This is a genomic window from Pseudomonas gozinkensis, from assembly GCF_014863585.1.
Classification (GTDB): Bacteria; Pseudomonadota; Gammaproteobacteria; order Pseudomonadales; family Pseudomonadaceae; genus Aquipseudomonas; species Aquipseudomonas gozinkensis.
Map to the genome: position 1 here is coordinate 3935750 of NZ_CP062253.1, position 22681 is coordinate 3958430.

The window sequence follows — 22681 nt, forward strand, 5'->3', positions numbered from 1 at the left end:
GGTTGGCCTCCCTCAACGCAACACGGGCTCAGAACACCGACCAGCCAATCCGCGAACTGAGCATTTCCAGCGCCGCCATCCCCGCCAGCGAATTGCCCGCCGTGTTCAGTTCCGGCGACCACACGCACACAGTGAACTGCCCCGGCACCACCGCAACGATGCCGCCACCGACGCCGCTCTTGCCCGGCAGGCCGACACGGTAGGCGAAGTTGCCGGCCTCGTCGTAGAGACCGCTGGTGGCCATGATCGAGTTGACTTGCTGGGTCTGGCGGCGAGTAAGAATCTGCTCGCCGCTGTGTTTGCAGAAACCGTCATTGGCCAGGAAGCAGAAGGCCCGGGCCAAGTCGATGCAGTTCATGCGCAATGCGCAGTGGCTGAAGTAGCTGCGCAGCACCGCTTCAACGTCGTTGTGGAAATTGCCGAAGGATTGCATCAGGTAAGCCATCGCCGCGTTGCGCGCGCGGTGCTGGTATTCGGAATCGGCAACCTTGCCGTCGACCATCACTTGCGGATTGCCCGACAGCCGCCGCACGAAGTCACGCATCGACAACGCCGGTGCGGCAAAGCGTGACTGGTTGATGTCGCAGATCACCAGCGCCCCGGCATTGATGAACGGATTGCGCGGGCGACCGCGTTCGAATTCCAGCTGCACCAGCGAGTTGAACGGCTGGCCGGACGGCTCGTGGCCCAGGCGTTCCCAGATCGCCTCGCCGGAATGTTCGATGGCCTGCACCAGGCTGAACACCTTGGAAATACTCTGCACCGAGAACGGCGTCTCGGCGTCACCGGCGCAATACATCTCGCCGTCGTTGCCGTACACGGCGATGCCCAGTTGATTGGCCGGCACGGTGCCGAGGGCGGGAATGTAGTCAGCCACCTTGCCCTGCCCGATCAGGGGCCGGACAGCGTCAAGGATCTCGTTCAACAGCGCTTGCATGCCGGGTCTCGAAGTCTCGCCCCATGGGATTGCGGGGACACCGTGGCTAGACGCTGCGGGTCTGAGGCAAATCACACATTCGGAATAATTGGAGATCCAGTGTGGGAGCGAGCTTGCTCGCGATGAGGCCAATACAGCCAGCACCCTCGGCGCCTGACCCGCCGCTATCGCGAGCAAGCTCGCTCCCACAGGTTTTGCGCAGGCTGTGTATCGCAGTGTGTACGGCCCGACGCCCGACACATCCCGCGCACAAATCCGGCCCTTCGCGACACATCAGCGATACAGCCCGGCGTTCAAATGAACCTGTCGATCGGCAACCCCGATCAAGCCTTTGAACTCACCTATCGCATCGGAGATTCACCATGACCAAGCTCTCGAAAACCTCCCTGACTCTGGGCCTGCTGCTTGCCGGTGGCCTGGCCCTGTCCAACGCCGCTTCGGCTTCCGAAGCGTTCAGCGTCAAGCAACTGGATCACGGCTACAGCCAGACCCAGGCCAAGGCCGACTCGGCGGAAAAAACTTCGGAAGGCAAATGCGGCGAAGGCAAGTGCGGCGCCGGCGAGTAACCCTTTTTACGGGGCACGTCGGTGCCCCGTTTTCTTTTGAATGAATGGAGCCTTCCCATGACCACAGCTCTCTCGTCGGCCGTCAAAGGCCTGCATGTGAACCTTGACCGCGCCGGCCAGTGGCTCGCACCGCTGACCCTGCGCCTGTTCATCGCCTGGGAGTTTTTCGAATCGGGGCTGGAGAAATTCAACGGCCAGAACTGGTTCGAAGACATTCAGGAGCGGTTCCCGTTTCCCTTCGACCACTTGCCGGCGACGCTGAACTGGGAGCTGTCGATGTGGGCCGAGCTGATCTGCGCGCTGGCGATCCTGATCGGATTCGGCACGCGGATTTCGGCGATTTCTTTGATCGTCGTGACCGTCGTCGCCACGGCTGCTGTGCACTGGCCGGCGGACTGGTCCTCTTTGAGTGAGCTGGCCCAGGGTTACGCGATCACCAACAAAGGCTTCGGCAACTTCAAGCTGCCGGCGATTTATCTGGCCGCGCTGGTGCCGCTGGTGTTTGCCGGGGCCGGCAAGTTGAGTGTGGATGCGTGGCTGGTGCGGTTGTACTGGAAACGCGCCAGCCGCTGAGGATCAATGCGCCCGGTCCAGCCCCGCCAGCAACGCGCTGTCCCGGCTGTAGATGTCCGGCGCGTAGAGCACGCGACCCTGGCCGTCGACCTGTGCCGTCCAGTAAGTCATGAGGATCGGCACCGGGTTGCTCAGGCGGAATTCATGGGTGGTGCCGGTGGCCAGCAAGGTGTCGGTGCGCGCCTTCTCCGCCGGGCTGAGCAGGAAATCGCGCAGCTTCATCGGATGCTCGACCCGCACGCAACCGGAGCTGAACGCCCGCGGCCCCTTGTCGAACAGCGCCTTGCTTGGCGTGTCGTGCAGGTACACCGAGAACGGATTGGGGAAACGAATGACCATTTGCCCCAACGGATTGCGCGGCCCGGCGTCCTGGCGCAGGAGGATGTTGCCGGGGTTGTCCCAGTCGATGTCGGCAGCGGCCAGCGGCTGACCGTTGGCGTCGAGCACTTGCAGGTTCTGACGGCTGAGGAAGGTCTGGTCCTTGCGGATTTCCGGCAGCTTGTCTTCCTTCCAGATGGTTGGCGGCACAGTCCAGGTCGGGTTCAGGGTCAGGCGCGTGACCCGGGATTTGAGCAGCGGGGTCTGGCGTTCGGCGCGCCCGACCTGGGTGCGGGTCTGCCACACCGGCAGGCCACCCTGATAAAGCGTCAGTTCGGCAGCGGCGACGTTGACCAGCAGACCGTCCGGCTCCATGTCCTGGGCCATCCAGCGGAAACGTTCAAGGTTGACTCGCAACTGTTCGCGACGAGTCAGCGGGCTGATATTGAGTTCGGCAATCGTTCCCGGCCCGACCACGCCGTCGGCCTGCAACGAATGGTTGGCCTGAAAGCTCTTCACCGCCTCTACCAATACACCGTGATAAGCGTTGTCCGGCGTGCCGGCAACGCTGCTCAAGTAGCCTTCGCTGTAGAGCCGCCGGGCCAGTTCAGGTACGCGTTTGTCTTCCATGTCCGGACGCAACAACGGGCCGTTGCCAACCGACGTCCATTGGGGCAAGGCTTTCAGGCGCTGCGCGGCATACAGATGTCGCAGATTCTGGTACTGCGCCAGCTGCGGGCGGGCCAGATCGAACGCGGCCGGAACGTTGCGCACGCCCGGTACGGCGATGGCGAGCAATTCGGCCTGACGGTCGCGGGGCGTTTCGTCGGAATGCCACAGCGGTTCGAAATGCGATTGCAGCAAGCGGCCGTAATGCAGGTCCTGCAGAGCTTGCAGGTAGTAACGGCTGATCTCGATGTCGGCGCACAGCTCGCCGTCCTGCGGCGCGGTGAGCGCCACCGGATAGCGTTTCGGGTTCAGGCCATCGTCGGCCAACAGCTGCAATTGCGCATGCAAGGCCGGCAATTGCCCGCCATCGGCCCACACCGGCAGCCAATCCTGCTGCTGATAGAACGCGCGCAACTGATCCAGCGCCGGACCGTTGAGGCTGGTGCCGATCGTCGGGCACGCCTGGGGCAGGCTGATCAGCGCAGCCTGCAACGGGCTCTGCGGCTCGATGGGCATTTCCGTCGGCACGGGCGGCAGCGTCGGGAGTCCCGGCAACGGCTCTTCGGCGCAAGCGACAAACGGCGCAGCGAGCAAACAAATGCTCAAGTAGCATGCGTACTTTTTGAACAACTGCTTTACTCCAATCCATGGCCGTCTTGATTGACGGTCAACCTTACCTCAGGTGCGGTGAACAGTCAGGCCCGATTCGCGGGCTTGCCGGGAACGACTGGACGTCAGGAGCCTAAGTGCCAAACAAGTAGCAAGTGGAGACTCACTTTAAATGTTGACGTTTTTGCGCCGACTTCTGCTGACTGCCACCGCCCTTGGCGTGTTGACCAGTCCAGCCTTTGCCGCCGGCACCTCTTCGCCGGTTCTGTACACCAGCCTCGCGCACGCCGCTCCGGAACTCAATCCCCAGGCGCTGAAAGGTGCCTTGAACGCCATGCAATGTGCGATCAACAACGGCGCGAAGCAGTCCCGTCACCTGGCGATCATCGACTATTCGCAGCCGTCCACCGAGCGCCGGTTGTGGATCTTCGACCTGACCCGGAAAAAACTGGTGCTGCGCGATCTGGTCGCCCACGGCTCGAACTCCGGGGAAAACTTCGCCACCCGGTTCTCCAACCGTGAAGGCAGTTTTCAGTCCAGCCTCGGCCTGTTCCGCACCCAGGAAAGTTACCAGGGCACCCACGGTTACTCACTGCGCATGGACGGTCTGGAACCGGGCGTCAACGACATGGCCCGTGACCGTGCCATCGTGATCCACGCCGCCGATTACGTGAACCCGTTCTGGAGCAAACGTACGGGCCGTCTGGGCCGCAGTCAGGGTTGCCCGGCGGTGCGACCGCAGGTTGCCAAACGAGTGATCGACAGCCTGAAGAATGGCCAATTCATGTTCTCCTGGTACCCGGATCAGCAGTGGCTGAAATCCTCGCCGTACCTCAACTGCCAGCCACAACAGATCGCGAGCATTCTCAGCACCCACGCCAGCTGAATACTCTGTGGGAGTGCGCTGGCTCCCACAGGTTCGGTTTATTACAGATTTGTCATCGAGTTGTCGGTTTGCCGAGCGGATCGCCCGGTAGCTTGAAGTTGTCCCGGCCAGAACGCCGATCAACTTCAACGACTCGAGTGACCCATCATGAAAACCCTGATCCTCGCCTTCACCGCCCTCCTCGCCACCGGTTCCGTGTTCGCCGCTGAAATGCCTGAGAGCACGGTCATTCACGACACCAACGGCTTTTACGTGCACCTGGATGTCGACAAAGTCCTTTCCAGCACCGATATTTCCCAGGCTTGCGGCGTGATCCCCGCGCAGCTCAACTACCTCGACCACCAGGGCCGTGAACATGTGCTGGACTATCAAGTGCAAGGCAGCGGCTGCATCAATGACAATTGAGGCACAGTGCCCATGAATATCCTTGTTGTCGAAGACGAACCCAAGGCCGGCAATTACTTGCTCAACGGCTTGCAGGAACTGGGCTACAGCGTGAGCCTGGCCCGGGACGGCGCCGACGGTCTGCACCTGGCGCTGGAGTTCGACTTCGACGTGATCGTGCTGGACGTGATGATGCCGAAAATGGATGGCTGGGAAGTCTTGCGCCGGCTGCGAAAGGAAACCGACACGCCGGTGCTGTTCCTGACTGCCCGCGACGACATCGCCGACCGGGTCAAGGGGCTGGAACTGGGCGCCGACGATTACCTGATCAAGCCGTTTTCCTTCGCCGAACTGGTGGCGCGCCTGCGTACCCTGACCCGGCGCGGGCCGATCCATGAAGAAGAGCAATTGCAAGTGGCCGATCTGCAGATCGACGTGCTCAAGCGTCGGGTCACCCGCGCCGGCAACCGGATCACCCTGACCAACAAGGAATTCGCCCTGCTGCAACTGTTCGCCACCCACACCGGGCAAGTGCTGTCGCGTTCGCTGATCGCCTCGCGGGTGTGGGACATGAATTTCGACAGCGACACCAACGTGGTCGATGTCGCCGTGCGCCGCCTGCGGGCGAAGATCGACGACCCGTTCCCGCTCAAGCTGATCCACAGCGTGCGCGGCATCGGCTACCGCTTCGATACCCAGCCATGAAAATCGCCGGCACTTACTCCCTGACCTTGCGTCTGGCGCTGGTCTTCGCCGTGCTCGCCTTCGCCGCGCTGGCGGGCCTCGGCGCGGCGCTTTACAACCAGCTGGAAGAGCAACTGACCCGCCGCGACGACATCCAGTTGGTCAGCCGTATCGACCAATTGCGCACCATCCTCAACGACAGCAACACCCTTGAGCTGATCAAGACCAAACCGGCGCTGTTCCAGAACATGCTGGGCAACCGCGAAGCGCTGTTGACCATCGGTGCGCCGGGGCAACCGCCCTTGTTCGTGGTCAACCCCAGCGACCTGGCACTGCCGAGCGTGCCCGCTGTACCGATCGACCATGTAATGGCGCTCAACGACGTGCAGCATCTGCCGAGCATCAACGGCGTGCCGTTCTCGGCGGTGGCGGCCAGTATCGACTCCGGCGACCAGGGCAATCTGCAGGTGCTCATTGCCAAGGTGATGAGCGAACGCACAGCGATGCTCGCCAACTACCGGCTCAGCGTATACGGCCTCGCGTCACTGGCCGCAATTGTGCTGGCGTTGGTCGGCTGCCTGCTGGTGTATCGCGGTTTGCTGCCATTGCGGCGGATTGCCCGACATGCCCACGGGATCGGCATCGCCAACCTCGGCGAACGCCTCGACCGCCACGGCACGCCCCGGGAATTGCAGCCGATGATCGAGTCTTTCAATGCGATGCTGGACCGGCTCGACCGAGGGGTTGCGCAACTGAGCCAGGTCTCCACCGACATGGCCCACGAACTGCGTACGCCGATCAACAACCTGCTCGGAGAGACCCAGGTCGCCCTGCAACAGAACCGCAGCGTCGACGCCTATCAGCAACTGCTCGCCTCCAACGTCGAAGAACTCGAACGACTGGCGCGGATGCTCGACAACATGCTGTTTCTCGCCCGCACCGACCCGGCCAGTGCCCTGAGCCAGCGGCAGGAGCTGGACGCCGGCGATGAGATGCAGCGTATCGCCGATTACTTCGAAGGGCTGGCTGCCGATGTCGGCGTCACCATCGAGGCCAGTGGCAGCGGTGTGATCTGGGCCGAACCGATGCTGCTGCGCCGAGCGCTGGCCAACCTGTGCGCCAACGCGATCAAGTACGGCGCGGCGGATTCGACGTTGCAGGTCGAAGCCATTGCTGAAGCGGACGGCAGCTACCTGCGGGTACGCAATCAGGGCGCGACCATTCCTGCGGAACACCTGTCGCGACTGTTCGAGCGCTTCTACCGCGTCGATCCGTCCCGTGAGCGCTCGGCCCAATCCAACGGTCTGGGCCTGTCGATTGTCGCGACCATCATGCAGTTGCATCAGGGCCGCTACAGCGTCAGCAGCGCTAATGGCGTCACCTGCTTTGAGCTGTTCTTTCCTGCCCGACAATCCCGCGACTGATTTCGCCAAGGCCTTACTGTGGGAGCGAGCTTGCTCGCGAATGGGTCATACCAGCCAACTCTTCAGCGCATGACATACCGCATTCGCGAGCAAGCTCGCTCCCACAATTGATTGATGCACAGGGCGGCGAGCATCAACGCCGTGGCCACGCCGAAGGTGATGTGCAGTCCGCCTGCAATAACTGCGGCCGGCGCCTGAGTCGGATCGTCCGTGGCCAGGGCGAACACCGCGCCCATTGCCGCCGCCCCGGTGATCAAGCCCAGATTGCGCGACAGCCCGAGCATGGCCGAGACCACGCCGCGCTGATCCTGAGCGACGCCGGACATCAAACCCGTGTTGTTGGCGGCCTGGAACAGCGCATAACTCAAGGCCACCAGCATGATCGGCAGCACATACGCAAGCAGCCCGAGCCTCATGGGTAACAAGGACAACAGACCGCATCCGCAAGCCAGGCCGAGCAACGCGCCCGGCACCATCCGCCGCGCGCCGAAACGATCCACCAGCCGCCCGGCCGGTACACCGCTGAACGCCGCCAGCAACGGCCCGATCGACAACACCAGTCCGACCTGAGTGTTGGTGAGGCCCAGTCCCCGGCTCAGGTAAAACGGCCCGACCACCAGCGTGGTCATCATCACCGTCGTCACCAGCAACGTCAGGGCCAGACTGCTGCTGATTCGCGTGTCGGTGAACAATGACAGGTGAATCAGCGGCGCCTTGCTCCGTTTCTCGACCAGGATGAACAACCCCACACCCAACAGGCTGATCAGCAACAACGTCGGGGTGAGTCCTTCAATCGTCATCGCCAGTGCATAGGCCGCCAGCGTCAGCATCAGCACGGCGGTGCCGGGATAATCAAATGCAACACCCGAGCGCACGATCCGATCCTTCGGCAAATACCGATACACCAGCCAGGCATTGAGCAACCCCAACGGCACGTTAATCACAAAGATCGACTGCCAGCCGACATGCGCCATCAACAACCCGCCGAGCGACGGCCCGAGGGTGGTGCCGGTGGCCGACATCGTGGCCAGCAACCCCATCGCACTGCCGGCCCGGGATTTCGGTACTGCATCGGCCACCAGCGCCACCGTCAATGCAAACATGATCGCCGCGCCCAGGCCTTGCACCGCACGCGCACCGATCAGCCAGGCCAGACTCGGCGCCAGTGCGCAAGCCAGCGAAGCGGCGGTAAAAATACCGATGCCGATCAACAGTAAGCGCCGCCGACCGAAGCCGTCACCCAACCGCCCGACGCTGACAATCAACGTGGTGACCGCCAGCAGATAAGCCAGCACGATCCACTGCACTTGTTGAAAGGTCGCATCGAACGCCGCCGCCAGCGTGGGCAATCCGGCGTTGGCGATGCTGGTGTCCAGCGACGGCATCAGCATCGACAGCGCCAGACTGGTCAGCGCCCAGCGGGCTGAAGGACTCAGGGGTTCTCGGTGCATGGGAGGCTCACAGGGCAGAAGTCATGGGACATAGCCTGAGCCTCGACAATACAAGGCGCAAGACGCATGCTTTGCACTTGATACCTGCATGGAACGCCATGTCATGAATGCACCGGACCTGAACCTGTTGATCACCCTCGACGTGCTGCTGAGCGAAGGCAGCGTCGCCCGCGCCGCCGAGCGCCTGCGTCTGAGTCCGTCAGCCATGAGCCGCGCGCTGGCCCGGCTGCGGGAAACCACCGGGGATCCGCTGCTGGTGCGCGCCGGCCGAGGACTGGTGCCGACCCCGCGTGCGCTGGAGCTGCGCGACCGGGTCAGTTATCTGGTGCAGGAAGCCGAAGCGGTTTTGCGCCCGGCAGAAGTGCTCGATCCCGGCCAGTTGCGGCGCACCTTCACCCTGCGCAACACCGACGGTTTTGTCGAAACCTTCGCCGCCGCCCTGCTCGCCCGCATCGCCGAAGAGGCGCCCGGCGTGCGCCTGCGCTTTGTGCAAAAAGCCGACAAGGACAGCACGCTCCTGCGCGTAGGCCGGGTGGACCTGGAAACCGGCGTGGTCGACGACAGCACTGACCCGACGCTGCACAGCCGCATCCTGTTCCGCGATCAGTGGATCGGTGTGGTGCGTGAGGGACATCCGTTGAGCAGCGGCAAGGTCAGCGCCAAACGCTTCGCCGCAGGCCAGCACATTCTGGTGTCACGGCGCGGGCGCAGCAGCGGCCCGGTGGACGAGGCATTGCTCGCCTTCGGACTGACGCGGGACATCGTCACTTCGTTTGGCGGGTTTTCAGCGGCGCTGACGCTCGTCCGTGAGTCGGACCTGATCGCCACCGTTCCGGAACGTCACACCAGCAAACTGCGCACGGGCCTGCACAGTTTCGCCCTGCCCTTTCGCATGCCGGACATCAGCGTGTCGATGCTCTGGCATCCGCGCATGGACGCCGACCCGGCGCACCGCTGGCTGCGCAATTGTGTGCGGGAAGTCTGTGCCTAACGCGCATCCCCGCCAGCGGGTTTGTAGAACAGAAATTTCCTGGTCTCGGCGGTCTTGGTGTATTCCTTGGCCCAGCTCGGATGAACGTTGCGGTCGTGAAAATACAACGCGCCGTGGGTGCGATCGGTGAGCTGACGGTTCAGCGCCTTGCCGGCGATTTCCTTGGCCAGCGCGTATTCGGCATCCTCCTTGACCTGATCCGGACGCCCGTCACACCACCATGAAAACTGGCAGCTCTTGGTTTCCGAGCCCTGCTTGACCACCTCGCAGACCGTGCCCGGAAAGCCGTCATGCCCGAGGCGGTTCATCACCACACTGGCCACGCCTTCCATGTCGGCATTGTCCTTGCCTTTGGCTTCCCAATAGATACTGCGCGCCAGACAGGTGATCGGATCGTCCAGCGGTGCGGCGCCGGCGGGGTCAACCGCCTGCGCTTCAGTCGGGGTGATGGCTTCGGATTTAGGTGCCGGGGGCGCGTCGGGTTTGTCGGCGGCCTTCTCTTCCAGTACCTCGGCTTTCGCTTCGGCCTTTGCCTTGATCGGCGCCTGATCGGTGGCCAGTGCCGCGCCGCTCAGCAGGGTCAACGCAAGACAGCAAAGCAACCCGTTCAATCGCATGATCATTCTTCCGGCAGGGCCCGATGCGGGCAAAGTGTTACGTGGTTGAGACGCCCGGTTTCCGGGGTCTTCGCGAAGTGTAGACGGCAATTTTCACGGCATCGTTCCGCAGAAAAATCCGCGCCATGAAGAAAAAGACATTGCACGAACCGGGGCCCTTTCGCGCATGATGTGCGCACTCAGCCCAAGGGAGATTTCCATGCGCTTCATGCCATCCGTTCTGCGACTCGCCGCGTTGTCCGTGGGCCTGGCGCTGGCCACTTCGGCCATGGCCACCGACGAGTCGCAATTGATCGAATCGATCAACAGCTACCGCAGCCAGCCGCAGCGTTGTGGCACTCAGGCGTCCAGCGAATTGCCGCCGCTGTCGGCCGATCCGCGCCTGATTCTGCCGGCCAGCGGTGTGGTGGATTTGCAGCAGGCGATGTCCAGCGCTCGCTACCCGATGGTCAACGTCCAGGCGATCACCCTCAACGGGCCACGGGAAGCAGCGTCGGCGATGAAGGCGATTCAGGAGAGTTTCTGTCAGGTGGTGCTGGATCCGCAGTTCGTCGACATCGGCGTCAGCCGTGCTGACCGTGACTGGCGCATCACCCTCGCCCGGCCACTGCTGTCCGCCCGCCTTGGCGACGGTCAGGCTGAAGGCCAAAAACTCCTCGAACAACTCAACGCCGCCCGCGCCCAACCGCGCCAGTGCGGCGGTCAGGCCTTCGCAGCGACTGCGCCGCTGGCGTGGAACGCGGTGCTCGGCGGCGTCGCCCAGGAACACAGCCGCGAGATGGCCAACAACAATTATTTCGACCACAAGGACCGCGACGGCCGCACCCCCGGCGACCGCGCCGAACTGGCCGGCTACAGCGGTCAGCAGGTCGGCGAAAACATTGCAGCCGGACAGGACACGGTGCAGAAAGTCGTCGCCGGCTGGCTCGCCAGCCCCGGCCATTGCGCCAATCTGATGAACCCGCAATACCGCGAGCTCGGCGCTGCTTACGCAGTCGATCCGAAGAGCAGCGCCGGCATTTACTGGACGGCGATGTTTGGTGGCGAATAAGTCTTGAAACCACCACTGAACACTGTGGGAGCGAGCTTGCTCGCGATGGCGGTGTGTCATTCACCGTTGATGTAACTGACACATTGCTATCGCGAGCAAGCTCGCTCCCACAGGGTCAGCCTATGAACTTGGAATTCTGGAAAAAAAACCGGAGCCCCTGTCAGGCTCCGGTTTTTTATGCTCAATGAGTTCTCATCCCCGCCGCATACATCGCCAGTTTCAGCAGGCTCGCCACCACCGCCAGCGACACCACGCTGCCGGACCAGATCAGCAGCAGCCAGCCCAGACGCTTGTACCAGGGGCTGGATTTCACCTCACGCGAATCAATGGTAGCCATCGCCGATCCTCACTTTGCCGCGGAACACGTAGTAGTTCCAGAAGGTGTACATCAGGATCACCGGCAGGATAAACAGCGCGCCGATCAGGGCGAACAGCTGGCTGGTGGCCGGTGAAGCCGCCGCCCACAGGCTGACCGACGGCGGGATGATGTTCGGCCAGATGCTCAGCGCCAGGCCAATGTAGCCGAGGAACGTCAGCACCAGTGTGAACACGAACGGCCAATGGGTGTGCCGCTGGCGCAGTGAACGCAACAGCCCGAACAGCGCCAGCACCGCCAACACCACCAGCCCGGCGAACACGGTCAGGTGCGCATGGTTGAACCAGCGGCCAGCCAGTTCCGGGTGCAGTTGCAGCGTCCACGCGCCGATCACCACCACCATCGCCAGCAGCAGCCACGCCAGCGGACGGCTGTAGTGACGCATCCGCGACTCGAGCATGCCTTCGGTTTTCACCAGCAGCCAAGTGCTGCCCAGCAAGGCGTAAGCGACCACCAGACCGACGCCGCAGACCAACGGGAACGGTGCGAGCCAGTCGAGACCGCCACCGGCAAACTGCCGGTCCACCACCGGAATCCCCGCCACATACGCGCCGATCACCACGCCCTGGGAGAACGTGGCCAGCAGCGAACCGCCAATGAACGCCCAGTCCCACAGATAGCGTTTTTCCGCCGGTGCCTTGAAACGAAACTCGAACGCCACACCACGGAAGATCAACCCCGCCAGCATGAGGATCAGCGGCAGATACAGCGCCTCCAGAATCACTCCGTAAGCCAGCGGAAACGCGCCGTACAACGCCGCGCCGCCCAGCACCAGCCAGGTTTCGTTGCCGTCCCAGACCGGTGCGACGGTGTTCATCATCACGTCGCGTTCCTGCTCGTCGCTGATCATCGGGAACAGGATCCCGAGGCCCAGATCGAAGCCGTCCATGATCACGTACATCATCACCCCGAAGGCAATGATCACACCCCAGATCAACGAGAGATCGATACCTTGAATACCCATGACTCAACGCTCCTTTTTCAGTGGATCCGGGTCGCGGATTCGAGGTTGTCGGTGACCGCCGAAAGTGGCCGGCGCGGGGTCTGCACCTGGGTGCCTTCGGGCGGGTGTTCGTGGTGCGGCTGCGGGCCCTTGCTCACCAGTTTCATCATGTAGCCGATGCCCACAGTGAACACTGAGCAGTAGATGACGACGAACAGCGCCAAAGAGGTGCTCATCTGCGCCACCGAGTGATGGGACGCCGCGTCATGGGTGCGCATCAGGCCGTACACCACCCACGGCTGGCGCCCGACTTCGGTGGTGATCCAACCCGCCAGCAGCGCGATCAGACCGCTCGGCCCCATCAACAGCACCAGGCGCTGGAAGCCGCGATGACGGTAGACCTTGCCGTTGCGCCGCAGCACCAGGCCCAGCACACCGACCAGGATCATCAACATGCCCAGCCCGGCCATGACGCGGAAGCTCCAGAAAATCACGGTCGAGTTCGGCCGGTCTTCTTTCGGGAAGCTCTTGAGCGCCGGAATCTGTTTGTCGAGGCTGTGGGTGAGGATCAGGCTGCCGAGGTATGGGATTTCGATCGCGTATTTGGTCTTCTCCGCCTGCATGTCCGGGATGCCGAACAGCACCAGCGGGGTCGGCCCGTTGTCGGGGTTTTCCCAGTGACCTTCGATGGCGGCGATCTTCGCCGGTTGGTGTTCCAGGGTGTTCAAGCCATGGGCGTCACCGACCACCGCTTGGATCGGCGCGACGATCAGCGCCATCCACAGCGCCATGGAAAACATCTTGCGCACCGGTTTGCTGTCATTGCCGCGCAGTAAATGCCAGGCTGCCGAAGCGCCGACAAAGAACGCCGTGGCAACAAACGCGGCAATCGCCATGTGCGCCAGGCGGAACGGGAACGACGGGTTGAACACGATCGCCAGCCAGTCGATCGGCATCACCCGGCCGTCAACGATTTCGAAACCTTGTGGGGTCTGCATCCAGCTGTTGGACGCGAGAATCCAGAAGGTCGAGATCAGCGTGCCGATGGCAACCATCACTGTGGCAAAGTAGTGCAAGCCACGGCCCACGCGGTTCCAGCCGAACAGCATGACGCCAAGGAACCCGGCCTCGAGGAAGAACGCGGTCAGCACTTCATAGGTCAGCAACGGCCCGGTGACGCTGCCGGCGAAGTCGGAAAACCCGCTCCAGTTGGTGCCGAACTGGTACGCCATGACCAGCCCCGACACCACGCCCATGCCGAAGTTGACGGCGAAGATCTTCGACCAGAAGTGGTAGAGATCGCGGTAAGTGTCGTTACGGGTTTTCAGCCACAGGCCTTCGAGCACCGCGAGGAAACTCGCGAGGCCAATGGTGATCGCCGGGAAGATGATGTGGAACGAAACCGTGAACGCGAATTGAATTCGCGCCAGGTCCAGTGCCTCCAGGTTGAACATGATGATGTCCTCATCAAGGCTGAAAAGCGGCAGCACACGGCCGGGCCACCGCCAGGCGTGAACGCCTGCAGCCAGTCAAAAATGCAAAAGGGTTGGATCGCGTGAGTCGGTTACGCCACCGACGACGGAATCAGGTTGCTCGCCTCGGCCGCTTCGAGGCGGATCGCCACGAATTTCGAGGTCGGCGTGTAGGTGCGATCACCGTAGCTTTCCAGCGGCACCAGCGGATTGGTTTCCGGGTAGTACGCGGCAGCCTGCCCAGCCGGAATGTCGTAGGCGATCAGGGTGAAACCGCTGACCCGACGCTCACGCTCGTCGCCCCACAGCGCCACCAGGTCAACCTTCTGCCCCGGTTCAAACCCGAGCCGGCGGATGTCCTGTTCGTTGGCGAACACCACGTCGCGCATGCCGTAAACCCCGCGATAACGGTCGTCGAGGCCGTACAGCGTGGTGTTGTACTGATCGTGGGAACGCATGGTTTGCAGAATCAGATGCGGTTTGACCGGCAGGTTGCGCACGCCTTCGCTGATCAGATGTTCCGGCAGCACACACGGGGTGAACTGGGCCTTGCCGGATTCGGTTTTCCAGACCCGGTCGGAAGCGTTGTTGCCGAGATGGAAACCACCGGGGATCAGCAGCTTCTCGTTGAAATTCTCGAAGCCCGGAATCACGTCGGCGATCAGGTTGCGGATGCGCCCGTAGTCGCCCACCGCCCATTCCCAATCGATCGGGTGTTTGCCCAATGTGGCGGCAGCGATCCCGGCAATGATCGCCGGCTCGGATTTCAGGTGCGCCGACTTCGGCTTCAGTTGGCCGAACGACAAATGCACCATGCTGAAGGTGTCTTCCACCGTCACGCCTTGCGGGCCTTCGGCCTGGACGTCGATGTCGGTTCGGCCGAGGCACGGCAGGATCAAAGCATCGCGCCCGGTCACCAGATGGCTGCGGTTGAGCTTGGTCGAGATGTGCACGCTCAGGTCGAGTTTGCGCATGGCGGCGTGAGTGCGTGGCGTGTCCGGCGTGGCCTGGGCAAAGTTGCCGCCCAGACCGATAAACACCTTGGCTTCGCCGCGTTCCATGGCACCAATCGCCATCACCGTGTTATGGCCGTGCATGCGCGGCACCTTGAAGTTGAAGCGTTTTTCCAGGGCGTCCATCAGCTCGGTCGGGGCCAGTTCGTTGATGCCCATGGTGCGGTCGCCCTGCACGTTACTGTGGCCGCGCACCGGCGACAGCCCGGCGCCCGGACGGCCGACGTTGCCGCGCAGTAGTTGCAGGTTGATGACTTCCTGCAGGGTCGGCACCGAGTGCACGTGTTGGGTCAGGCCCATGGCCCAGCACATGATCACGCTTTTGGCGCGGGCGTACATGCGCGCTGCCAACTCGATGTCATGCAGCGGCACGCCGGATTGCTCGACGATGTGCTCCCAACTCGTGGCATCGACTTCGGCCAGATAGCTGTCGAGACCCGACGTGTGCTCGGCAATGAACGCGTGATCGAACACCGGTTCGCCACCGGTGGCCTGGGCTTCACGCTCCCACTCCAGCAGGAACTTGGCCATGCCGCGGATCATCGCCATGTCGCCGCCCAGTGCCGGGCGGAAGTACGCGGTGTTGGTCGCTTCCCAGCCGTTGCTGAGCATCTCGATCGGGTTTTGCGGGTTCTGGAAACGTTCCAGCCCACGCTCCTTGAGCGGGTTGATGCACACCACCTGGGCGCCACGCTTCACCGCTTCACGCAGCGGTTCGAGCATGCGCGGGTGGTTGGTGCCGGGGTTCTGGCCGATGACGAAAATCGCGTCGGCGTGGTGCAGGTCTTCATAGACCACCGTGCCTTTGCCGACGCCCAGGCTCTCGCCCATGCTCACCGCGCTGGCTTCGTGGCACATGTTCGAGCAGTCCGGGAAGTTGTTGGTGCCATAGGCGCGGACGAACAACTGATAAAGAAACGCCGCTTCGTTGCTGGCGCGACCCGAGGTGTAGAACTCGGCCTCGTGAGGCGATTTCAGGCCTTTGAGATGTTTGGCGATCAGCGCGAAGGCTTCGTCCCAGGTGATTTCGACATAGCGGTCGACCCGCGCGTCGTAGCGCATCGGGTGGGTGATCCGCCCCTGATATTCGAGCCAGTAATCGCTTTGCTCGGCCAGGGTCGAGACCGTGTACTTGTTGAAGAACGCCGGATCGACCAGGCGGCCGGTGGCTTCCCAGTTCACCGCTTTGGCGCCGTTCTCGCAGAACTTCAGCATGCTCGCGCCGGGTGCCTCACCCCAGGCGCAACCGGGGCAGTCGAAGCCGCCGTTCTGGTTGGTCTTGAGCATGGCGCGGATGTTTTTCAGGGCGTTTTCACTGCCCAGCCAGTTTTTGGTGAGGCTGATCACAGCGCCCCAACCCGCAGCGGCGCCCTTGTAGGGTTTGTAACGGTCGACTTGTGACATGGGACTTCTCCATGACGATGCACACAGGCAAAAACCTGATCGGGTTTAAACAGCGACGACTGACTTTCAAGTTAAAAAGCGGTCGTTTCGTTTGACGGGGCCAAGGATAGGAACCGCTGCAAAAATTTGTCTAATCGCTATTAATGACTGCGTTATCGAAAGCATCTATCACGGACTTAAACCCTTTAAATCCGGGCACTTGCAAAACTAAGAAGGGAAAAACAGCGAATAATCATTTCATCATCGACAGCATCAATCGGCCGGTAATCAAGAGTGATTGGACGCTGTTCCAAGTTGCTCATAACCTGCACCGACCCAATCCCTTCAATAGCGGATTTCACCCAAGCGAGGCTGTCATGTCAGAGCGCGTCTTGATCGATGGTTACAACCGCCGCGTCGACTACCTGCGCATGTCGGTCACCGACCGCTGCGACTTTCGCTGCGTGTATTGCATGGCCGAAGACATGCAGTTTCTGCCGCGCCAACGGGTGCTGACGCTCGAGGAGATCTATCAACTGGCGCAGAGCTTCGTCGCGCTGGGCACCCGCAAGATCCGCCTGACCGGCGGTGAGCCGCTGATTCGTCCCGGCGTCGTCGGTTTGTGCAAGCAGATCGCCGCCCTGCCCGGCCTGCGCGAACTGTGCCTGACCACCAACGGCTCGCAACTCGGCAAACTCGCCAGCCCGCTGTTCGACGCCGGGGTCAAACGCCTCAACGTCAGCCTCGACAGTCTCGATGCCGAGCGCTTCAGGCAGATGACCCGCACCGGCGACCTGGCACAAGTGATCAACGGCATCGATGCCGCCCGCGCCGCCGGATTTACCCGCACTAAACTCAACTGCGTGGTGATGCAGGGCCGAAACGATCACGAGATCAACGATCTGGTGCAGTTCGCCATCGAACGGGATCTTGATATTTCCTTCATCGAGGAAATGCCGCTGGGGATCATCAGCGAACACAGCCGCGCCGAGTCGTTCTTTTCCAGCACCCAGGTGCGCGAAAAGATCGCCGAGCGCTACACCCTGATCGACTCCGCCGAGTCGACTCAGGGCCCGTCGCGCTACTGGCGGCTGGCCGAAGCGCCGCACATTCGGCTGGGGTTCATCTCGCCCCACAGCCACAACTTCTGCGGCACCTGCAACCGGGTGCGGCTGACGGTCGAGGGGCGTTTGCTACTGTGTCTGGGAAACGAGCATTCGGTGGATCTGAAAGCAGTGCTGCGCGCCCATCCGGGACAACCGGAACGCTTGGAGAAAGCCATCATCGAAGCGATGAAGCTCAAGCCTTACCGGCATAACTTTGAAGTGAACGACGACGTGCAAGTGGTGCGTTTCATGAACATGACCGGCGGCTGATCCGCCACGTTTTCAAGGCAGAGAGCCGCATGATCATCCGACCCAAGGTCAATCAATTCGCCATTCTCTTCACACTCAAGGGCTCGATTGCCAAGCGCATCGCCCTGCGCGCCCTGATGGTCACGCTGCTGGCGTCGGCCATCGTGCTGGTGGAAATGCTCCACCCGAGCAACTTCACCAAAGTCAACGCCACGCCGTTCACCCTGCTCGGCCTGTCGCTGTCGATCTTCATGAATTTTCGCAACAACGCCTGCTACGACCGCTGGTACGAAGCCCGCAAGGCCTGGGGCGAAGTGATCGTGCATGTGCGCTCGGTGATTCGCGAAACCCATGTCATCCGCGAGTCGGCCCAGCGTCGACTGTTGCTGCTCAACCTCGCAGGTTTTGCCCACGCGTTGAATGCGCGCTTGCGCCGGGAAGACGAAGCCGCCGCCAGCGCCCAATGGATCACTCCGCAACACGATGCTCAGGTGCCGGATTACAGCGGGCGGATCCTGCAGACGGTGGGCCAGCAATGTTCCGATCTGCATGAGTCAGGCGAGCTCAGCGAATGGCGCTACATGCTGCTGGCCAATCACCTGACCAGCCTGACCCAGGCGCAGGCCGTGTGCGAGCGGATCAAGAACACGCCGCTGCCCTTCCCGTACACTTTGCTGCTGCACCGCACGATTTACCTGTTCTGCATCCTGCTGCCGTTCGCCATGGCCGAACCGCTGGGCTGGCTGACGCCACTGTTCACGGCGATTGTCAGCTACACCTTTTTCGGGCTGGATGCGATTGCCGATGAGCTGGAAGACCCGTTCGGCCGGGATGAAAACGATTTGCCGACCGATGCGCTGGTGCGGGGTATCGAGCGGGATATTCTCTCGGAGCTGGGGACTGAGCCGTTGCCGCCGGCGCTGAAACCCGTCGACTATGTACTCAGCTGAAGCTGATGCACCGCTGGCTCTTGCAAGGGCATTGGTGGCGAGCCCGGATACTCAGCCAACATGCAAAACCTGTGGGAGCTGGCTTGCCAGCGATGGCGTCGGATCAGTCGGTAAAGATGTTACTTGTGCTGACCTAATCGCTAGCAAGTCGAATCGTCGCACCGCAGCTCCCACAAGGTTTCAGTGGCGGGCTCCAAGTCTCGGCCAACACAAGATCAATCCAGATGCGCCCAGGTCATGCGAAACGATGCGCCGCCCCACGGTGAATCGCCAACCTCGACCCGGCCACCATGGGACTGCGACACCCGTCGTACCAATGCCAATCCGAGACCAAAACCACCGGTGCGGCGATCACGGCTGGCGTCCAGACGGGAGAACGGTTCGAAAATCTTCTCCCGACCGGCCAGCGGCACACCCGGCCCGTCGTCATTGACCTGCACTTCGTATTGATCGCCGATGCGCACCAGCGACACCTCGACCCTCTGCTCGGCATATCGAATGGCGTTGCGCAGCAGATTGATCACCGCCCGCGCCATGAACCGCGGTTCGATCCGCACTTCATCGACCCGGCAATCAACGATCAACAGCTGCACCCCGGCCGCCTCGGCCTCCAGCGCCACGCTGCCGACCACGCTGTCGAGCCAGTTCGCAGCCTGGATGTTTTCGCGGGTGATCACCGTCGCGCCGCGTTCGAGGCTGGCGTAGGTCAGCAGTTCGGAGACCATTTCTTCGAGTTCGCCGAGGTCGGCGTACATGTCGGCGATCAGTTCGCGGTTCTGGCTGGCGTCCGGTTGCTGCTTGAGCTGATCGAGCTCGAACGACAACCGGGCAATCGGCGTGCGCAGTTCGTGGGAGACCGCGTTGGTCAGTTCGCGCTGATTGGCGATCAGGCCTTCGATGCGCGCCGCCATCAGGTTGAAGTGGCCGGCCAGGTCGCGGATGTTCGAGCGTTTGGACAGCTGGATCCGCACCGAAAGATCGTTGTCGCCGAACCGCTCGGCGGCCAGGCGCAGTTTTTCCAGATCGCGCCAGTGCGGGCGAACCCAGAAGAACAACACGACGCCGATCATCACTGCAATCATCAGGTATGCCCCGGCGATATAGAACGGCATCAGACTCGGTTCGGCCGGCAGCTTGATGCTGAGCAGTTGCGGCCCGCCGTCGATCGAGGCGATGTATTGCGTGTACTTCTCGCGAATCACCAGCAAGCCTTGGGAGAGCTCGGCTTTTTCCTTTTCGTCCAGGGCCAGTTGATCGGCCTGAACCAGCGTCAGCCCTAGCCCATAATGCGGTCGGATCGCTTGCAGTTGCTGCTCGCGGTCCGGGTTATCGAGATTGCGCAGTAGCTCGGTCAGACTCCAGGCCTGGCCACGCACTGCTTCGCGGTTGTAATCCTGCATCTGATAGTCGAGCAGCGCGTCGAACGTGCGCTCGACCGTCTGCAGCGCCAATACCAGACCGACGGTCATCACCAGAAACAGCCCGAGAAATAACCGCAGCATCTACAACTCCCACGCGAACGGATTGAACAGGTAACCCTTGCCCCACACGGTCTTGATGCACACCGGTTCGCGAGGGTTGTCCTTGAGTTTGTTGCGCAACTTGCTGATGTACACGTCGACGCTGCGGTTGAGGCCATCGAACGCGATGCCGCGCATGCGGTTGAGAATGTCATCGCGCGACAGAATCTTGCCGGCGGCGCTGGCCAGCAGCCACAGCAGCTCGAACTCCATGGTGGTCAGCTCGATCAGCTCGCCCGCCAGACGCACTTCGCGGCAACTGCGGTCGATGATCAGGTTGCCGAATTCCAGCGAACTGACCACGCCGCTGTCCGGTACTTGCCGGCGTTGCAAGGCACGCAGGCGCGCGAGCAAGACCGGCGGTTTGATCGGTTTGATGACGTAATCGTCAGCCCCGGACTCCAGGCCCAGAATATGGTCGAGGTCATCTTCCTTGGCTGTCAGGATGACAATCGGCGTGTCCGACACGCTGCGGATTTCCCGGCACACGTGCAGGCCGCTCTGACCCGGCAGCATCAGGTCGAGCACCACCACCTTGGGCTTGAATTCGAGAAACGCGGCCACAGCCAGATCGCCGCGATGCACCGTGCGCACATCAAAGCCGTGTTGTTCGAGAAAGTGCGCGATCAGCGCAGCCAGTCGCTCATCGTCTTCCACCAGCAGGACTCTGCCAAAACCCAGGTTATCCATAACAACCGCCGCCAACCGCTTTGTGAAGTGGACGGCATTATGCGGGCATTCGATGGCGAGTCGTTTACGCCAGGCAGCAAAAACCGGCCACTTGGGCCGGTTTTCGTTGATGTTTCATACTCTTAAGAGTTTTTAACAATTCATGCCGCGACGGGTACGCCGCTGTGGAAACGGAATTCCTCGTCCGGCGACTCGATCAGGTCCTGCTCAGCGGCGCGGACTTTCTCGATCACCTGCGCGATGTCCTTGGCGTCACCGTATTGATAGGCCAGTTTCAGGTAACCCTGGAAATGCCGGGCCTCGCTTTTCAGCAGGCCGAAGTAGAACTTTCCGAGTTCTTCGTCCAGATGCGGCACCAGCGCTTCGAACCGCTCGCAACTGCGCGCTTCGATAAAGGCGCCGACCACCAGGGTATCGACCAGTTTCACCGGTTCGTGACTGCGCACCACTTTGCGCAGGCTCGAGGCATAACGCCCGGCGTGGAGCTGGCGCAGTTCGATCTTGCGTCGCTTCATGATGCGCATCACCTGTTCGTGGTGCACCAGTTCTTCCCGGGCCAGACGCGACATCATGTTGATCAGATCGACGTGGGAGTGGTACTTGGCGATCAGGCTCAACGCGGTGCTGGCGGCCTTGAACTCGCAGTTCTTGTGGTCGATCAGCAGGGTTTCCTGATCGGCCAGCGCGGCTTCAACCCAGGCGTCAGGCGTGCGGCAACCGAGGAATTCGTGGATTTCGGGAAGGATCATGGGGCTCACGGTCAAAAGGTGTTCGAGCGAAGGGCGCCGATTATACCGGCCTGCCCGCAGACCACCAGCGGCCTGCGTTGATATGCATCAAGTCGCAGGCACGGCAGCAGCAACTATAGTTGTGCAACGCCGTGCCTTTTCATTGCTGGAGACTCACTCATGCAAGCCATTCGCAGCATTCTGGTGGTCATCGAACCCGAACACGCGGAAAGCCTGGCGCTCAAGCGCGCCAAGCTGATCGCCGGGGTGACCCAGGCCCATCTGCACCTGCTGGTCTGCGACAAGAAGCACGATCACGCCGGCATGCTCAGCGTGCTCAAGGCCGCGCTGCTGGCGGACGGCTACAGCGTCACCACTGAACAGGCGTGGAACGAGAGCCTGCACGAAACCATCATCGACGTGCAGCAGGCCGAAGGCTGCGGGCTGGTGATCAAACAGCATTTCCCCGACAGCCCGCTGAAAAAGGCCCTGCTGACTCCGGCGGACTGGAAACTGCTGCGCCACTGCCCTACTCCGGTGTTGCTGGTGAAAACCGCCGGTTCGTGGAAAGACAAAGTGATTCTGGCGGCGGTCGATGTGGGCAATGCCGACGGCGAGCACCGTCACCTGCACACCACGATCATCGACCACGGCTTCGACATTGCCAGCCTGGCCAAGGGGCATCTGCATGTGATTACCGCCCATCCGTCGCCGATGCTGTCGGCGGCAGACCCGACGTTCCAGCTCAAGGAAACCATCGAGGCGCGCTATCGCGAGCAATGCCGGGCGTTTCAGGCTGAATTCGACATCGATGACGCTCACCTGCACGTCGAGGAAGGCCCGGCGGATGTGCTGATTCCGTTCATGGCGCACAAGCTGCAGGCGGCGGTGACGGTGATTGGCACGGTGGCGCGCAGCGGGGTATCCGGTGCGTTGATCGGCAACACCGCCGAGCAGGTGCTGGATCAGCTGGAAAGCGACGTGCTGGTGCTCAAACCTCAGGAGGTTGAGGATCATTTGGTCGAGTTGGCGGTGAAGCATTAAGTATTGTGGCGCCTGTAAGGCCATCATCGCTGGCAAGCCAGCTCCCA

At 61.9% G+C, this 22681-nt stretch carries 22 protein-coding genes; 11 read left to right on the forward strand and 11 right to left on the reverse strand.

The window, feature by feature from the left end; all coding sequences use genetic code 11:
• Positions 1–28: 28 nt before the first annotated feature.
• On the reverse strand, positions 29–937 hold the full coding sequence (gene glsB / locus IHQ43_RS17350; RefSeq protein ID WP_011334745.1) for a glutaminase B: 909 nt from the start codon (positions 935–937) through the stop codon (positions 29–31).
• Positions 938–1299: 362 nt separating this feature from the next.
• Here glsB and IHQ43_RS17355 point away from each other — a divergent pair, with 362 nt between their 5' ends.
• The gene (locus IHQ43_RS17355) at positions 1300–1503 is read left to right on the forward strand and encodes an HvfA family oxazolone/thioamide-modified RiPP metallophore (RefSeq protein WP_007950576.1); all 204 of its coding nucleotides are present in this window, start codon (positions 1300–1302) and stop codon (positions 1501–1503) included.
• A 57-nt stretch (positions 1504–1560) separates the two neighbouring features.
• Positions 1561–2076, forward strand: a complete 516-nt coding sequence (locus tag IHQ43_RS17360; protein WP_192561453.1) for an HvfX family Cu-binding RiPP maturation protein — start codon at positions 1561–1563, stop codon at positions 2074–2076.
• Positions 2077–2079: 3 nt separating this feature from the next.
• Here the strand turns inward: IHQ43_RS17360 and IHQ43_RS17365 are convergent, their stop codons facing one another.
• The gene (locus tag IHQ43_RS17365) at positions 2080–3693 is read right to left on the reverse strand and encodes a L,D-transpeptidase family protein (RefSeq protein ID WP_192561454.1); all 1614 of its coding nucleotides are present in this window, start codon (positions 3691–3693) and stop codon (positions 2080–2082) included.
• Between the two features lie 151 nt (positions 3694–3844).
• Here IHQ43_RS17365 and IHQ43_RS17370 point away from each other — a divergent pair, with 151 nt between their 5' ends.
• From IHQ43_RS17370 to IHQ43_RS17385, 4 genes are all read left to right on the forward strand, one after another.
• Positions 3845–4558, forward strand: a complete 714-nt coding sequence (locus tag IHQ43_RS17370) for a murein L,D-transpeptidase catalytic domain family protein (RefSeq protein WP_192561455.1) — start codon at positions 3845–3847, stop codon at positions 4556–4558.
• A 147-nt stretch (positions 4559–4705) separates the two neighbouring features.
• Positions 4706–4963 carry a DUF2790 domain-containing protein gene (locus tag IHQ43_RS17375; RefSeq protein WP_192561456.1) on the forward strand — a complete coding sequence of 86 codons (258 nt, stop codon included), beginning with the start codon at positions 4706–4708 and terminating at the stop codon, positions 4961–4963.
• A gap of 12 nt (positions 4964–4975) precedes the next feature.
• A complete protein-coding gene (locus IHQ43_RS17380; protein WP_007950581.1) occupies positions 4976–5647 on the forward strand; it encodes a heavy metal response regulator transcription factor in 672 nt (223 codons plus the stop codon).
• The gene (locus tag IHQ43_RS17385; protein ID WP_192561457.1) at positions 5644–7050 is read left to right on the forward strand and encodes a heavy metal sensor histidine kinase; all 1407 of its coding nucleotides are present in this window, start codon (positions 5644–5646) and stop codon (positions 7048–7050) included. Before IHQ43_RS17380 ends, IHQ43_RS17385 begins: the two co-directional genes overlap by 4 nt.
• 62 nt (positions 7051–7112) lie before the next feature.
• On the opposite strand, the gene IHQ43_RS17390 is transcribed toward IHQ43_RS17385, so the two are convergent.
• Positions 7113–8501 carry an MFS transporter gene (locus IHQ43_RS17390; RefSeq protein WP_192561458.1) on the reverse strand — a complete coding sequence of 463 codons (1389 nt, stop codon included), beginning with the start codon at positions 8499–8501 and terminating at the stop codon, positions 7113–7115.
• 103 nt (positions 8502–8604) lie between these two features.
• Between IHQ43_RS17390 and IHQ43_RS17395 the strand changes: the two genes are divergently transcribed.
• Positions 8605–9492 carry a LysR family transcriptional regulator gene (locus tag IHQ43_RS17395; protein ID WP_007950584.1) on the forward strand — a complete coding sequence of 296 codons (888 nt, stop codon included), beginning with the start codon at positions 8605–8607 and terminating at the stop codon, positions 9490–9492.
• Here the strand turns inward: IHQ43_RS17395 and IHQ43_RS17400 are convergent.
• A complete protein-coding gene (locus IHQ43_RS17400; protein WP_192561459.1) occupies positions 9489–10109 on the reverse strand; it encodes a cell wall hydrolase in 621 nt (206 codons plus the stop codon). The two genes, IHQ43_RS17395 and IHQ43_RS17400, sit on opposite strands and share 4 nt — an antisense overlap.
• A gap of 199 nt (positions 10110–10308) precedes the next feature.
• Between IHQ43_RS17400 and IHQ43_RS17405 the strand changes: the two genes are divergently transcribed.
• The gene (locus IHQ43_RS17405) at positions 10309–11160 is read left to right on the forward strand and encodes a CAP domain-containing protein (RefSeq protein ID WP_192561460.1); all 852 of its coding nucleotides are present in this window, start codon (positions 10309–10311) and stop codon (positions 11158–11160) included.
• Between the two features lie 181 nt (positions 11161–11341).
• Here the strand turns inward: IHQ43_RS17405 and IHQ43_RS17410 are convergent, their stop codons facing one another.
• The 4 genes from IHQ43_RS17410 to IHQ43_RS17425 form a co-directional block, all read right to left on the reverse strand.
• Positions 11342–11497 (reverse strand): DUF2474 domain-containing protein, encoded by a 156-nt coding sequence (locus IHQ43_RS17410; protein ID WP_192561461.1) that lies wholly within the window; start codon positions 11495–11497, stop codon positions 11342–11344.
• Positions 11484–12500 carry a cytochrome d ubiquinol oxidase subunit II gene (cydB, locus tag IHQ43_RS17415; RefSeq protein WP_192561462.1) on the reverse strand — a complete coding sequence of 339 codons (1017 nt, stop codon included), beginning with the start codon at positions 12498–12500 and terminating at the stop codon, positions 11484–11486. The genes IHQ43_RS17410 and cydB overlap by 14 nt, the downstream gene beginning before the upstream one ends.
• Positions 12501–12517: 17 nt before the next feature.
• A complete protein-coding gene (locus IHQ43_RS17420) occupies positions 12518–13933 on the reverse strand; it encodes a cytochrome ubiquinol oxidase subunit I (RefSeq protein ID WP_192561463.1) in 1416 nt (471 codons plus the stop codon).
• Between the two features lie 110 nt (positions 13934–14043).
• Positions 14044–16368 carry an FdhF/YdeP family oxidoreductase gene (locus tag IHQ43_RS17425; protein ID WP_192561464.1) on the reverse strand — a complete coding sequence of 775 codons (2325 nt, stop codon included), beginning with the start codon at positions 16366–16368 and terminating at the stop codon, positions 14044–14046.
• 356 nt (positions 16369–16724) lie between these two features.
• Here IHQ43_RS17425 and moaA point away from each other — a divergent pair, with 356 nt between their 5' ends.
• Together moaA and IHQ43_RS17435 are read left to right on the forward strand one after the other, a co-directional pair.
• Complete coding sequence (gene moaA / locus IHQ43_RS17430; RefSeq protein ID WP_192561465.1) at positions 16725–17723, forward strand: GTP 3',8-cyclase MoaA; 999 nt, start codon at positions 16725–16727, stop codon at positions 17721–17723.
• 29 nt (positions 17724–17752) lie between these two features.
• Positions 17753–18652 carry a bestrophin family protein gene (locus IHQ43_RS17435; protein ID WP_192561466.1) on the forward strand — a complete coding sequence of 300 codons (900 nt, stop codon included), beginning with the start codon at positions 17753–17755 and terminating at the stop codon, positions 18650–18652.
• Positions 18653–18867: 215 nt separating this feature from the next.
• Here the strand turns inward: IHQ43_RS17435 and IHQ43_RS17440 are convergent, their stop codons facing one another.
• The 3 genes from IHQ43_RS17440 to IHQ43_RS17450 all read right to left on the reverse strand — a co-directional run bounded on the left by IHQ43_RS17440 (position 18868) and on the right by IHQ43_RS17450 (position 21611).
• A complete protein-coding gene (locus IHQ43_RS17440) occupies positions 18868–20154 on the reverse strand; it encodes an ATP-binding protein (RefSeq protein ID WP_192561467.1) in 1287 nt (428 codons plus the stop codon).
• Complete coding sequence (locus tag IHQ43_RS17445) at positions 20155–20862, reverse strand: winged helix-turn-helix domain-containing protein (protein WP_192561468.1); 708 nt, start codon at positions 20860–20862, stop codon at positions 20155–20157. It abuts the gene before it with no gap.
• 140 nt (positions 20863–21002) lie between these two features.
• On the reverse strand, positions 21003–21611 hold the full coding sequence (locus IHQ43_RS17450) for a MiaE family protein (RefSeq protein WP_064597504.1): 609 nt from the start codon (positions 21609–21611) through the stop codon (positions 21003–21005).
• 159 nt (positions 21612–21770) lie between these two features.
• Here IHQ43_RS17450 and IHQ43_RS17455 point away from each other — a divergent pair, with 159 nt between their 5' ends.
• Positions 21771–22634, forward strand: coding sequence for a universal stress protein (locus IHQ43_RS17455; protein WP_192561469.1), 864 nt, complete (start codon positions 21771–21773; stop codon positions 22632–22634).
• The last annotated feature ends 47 nt before the right edge of the window (positions 22635–22681 follow it).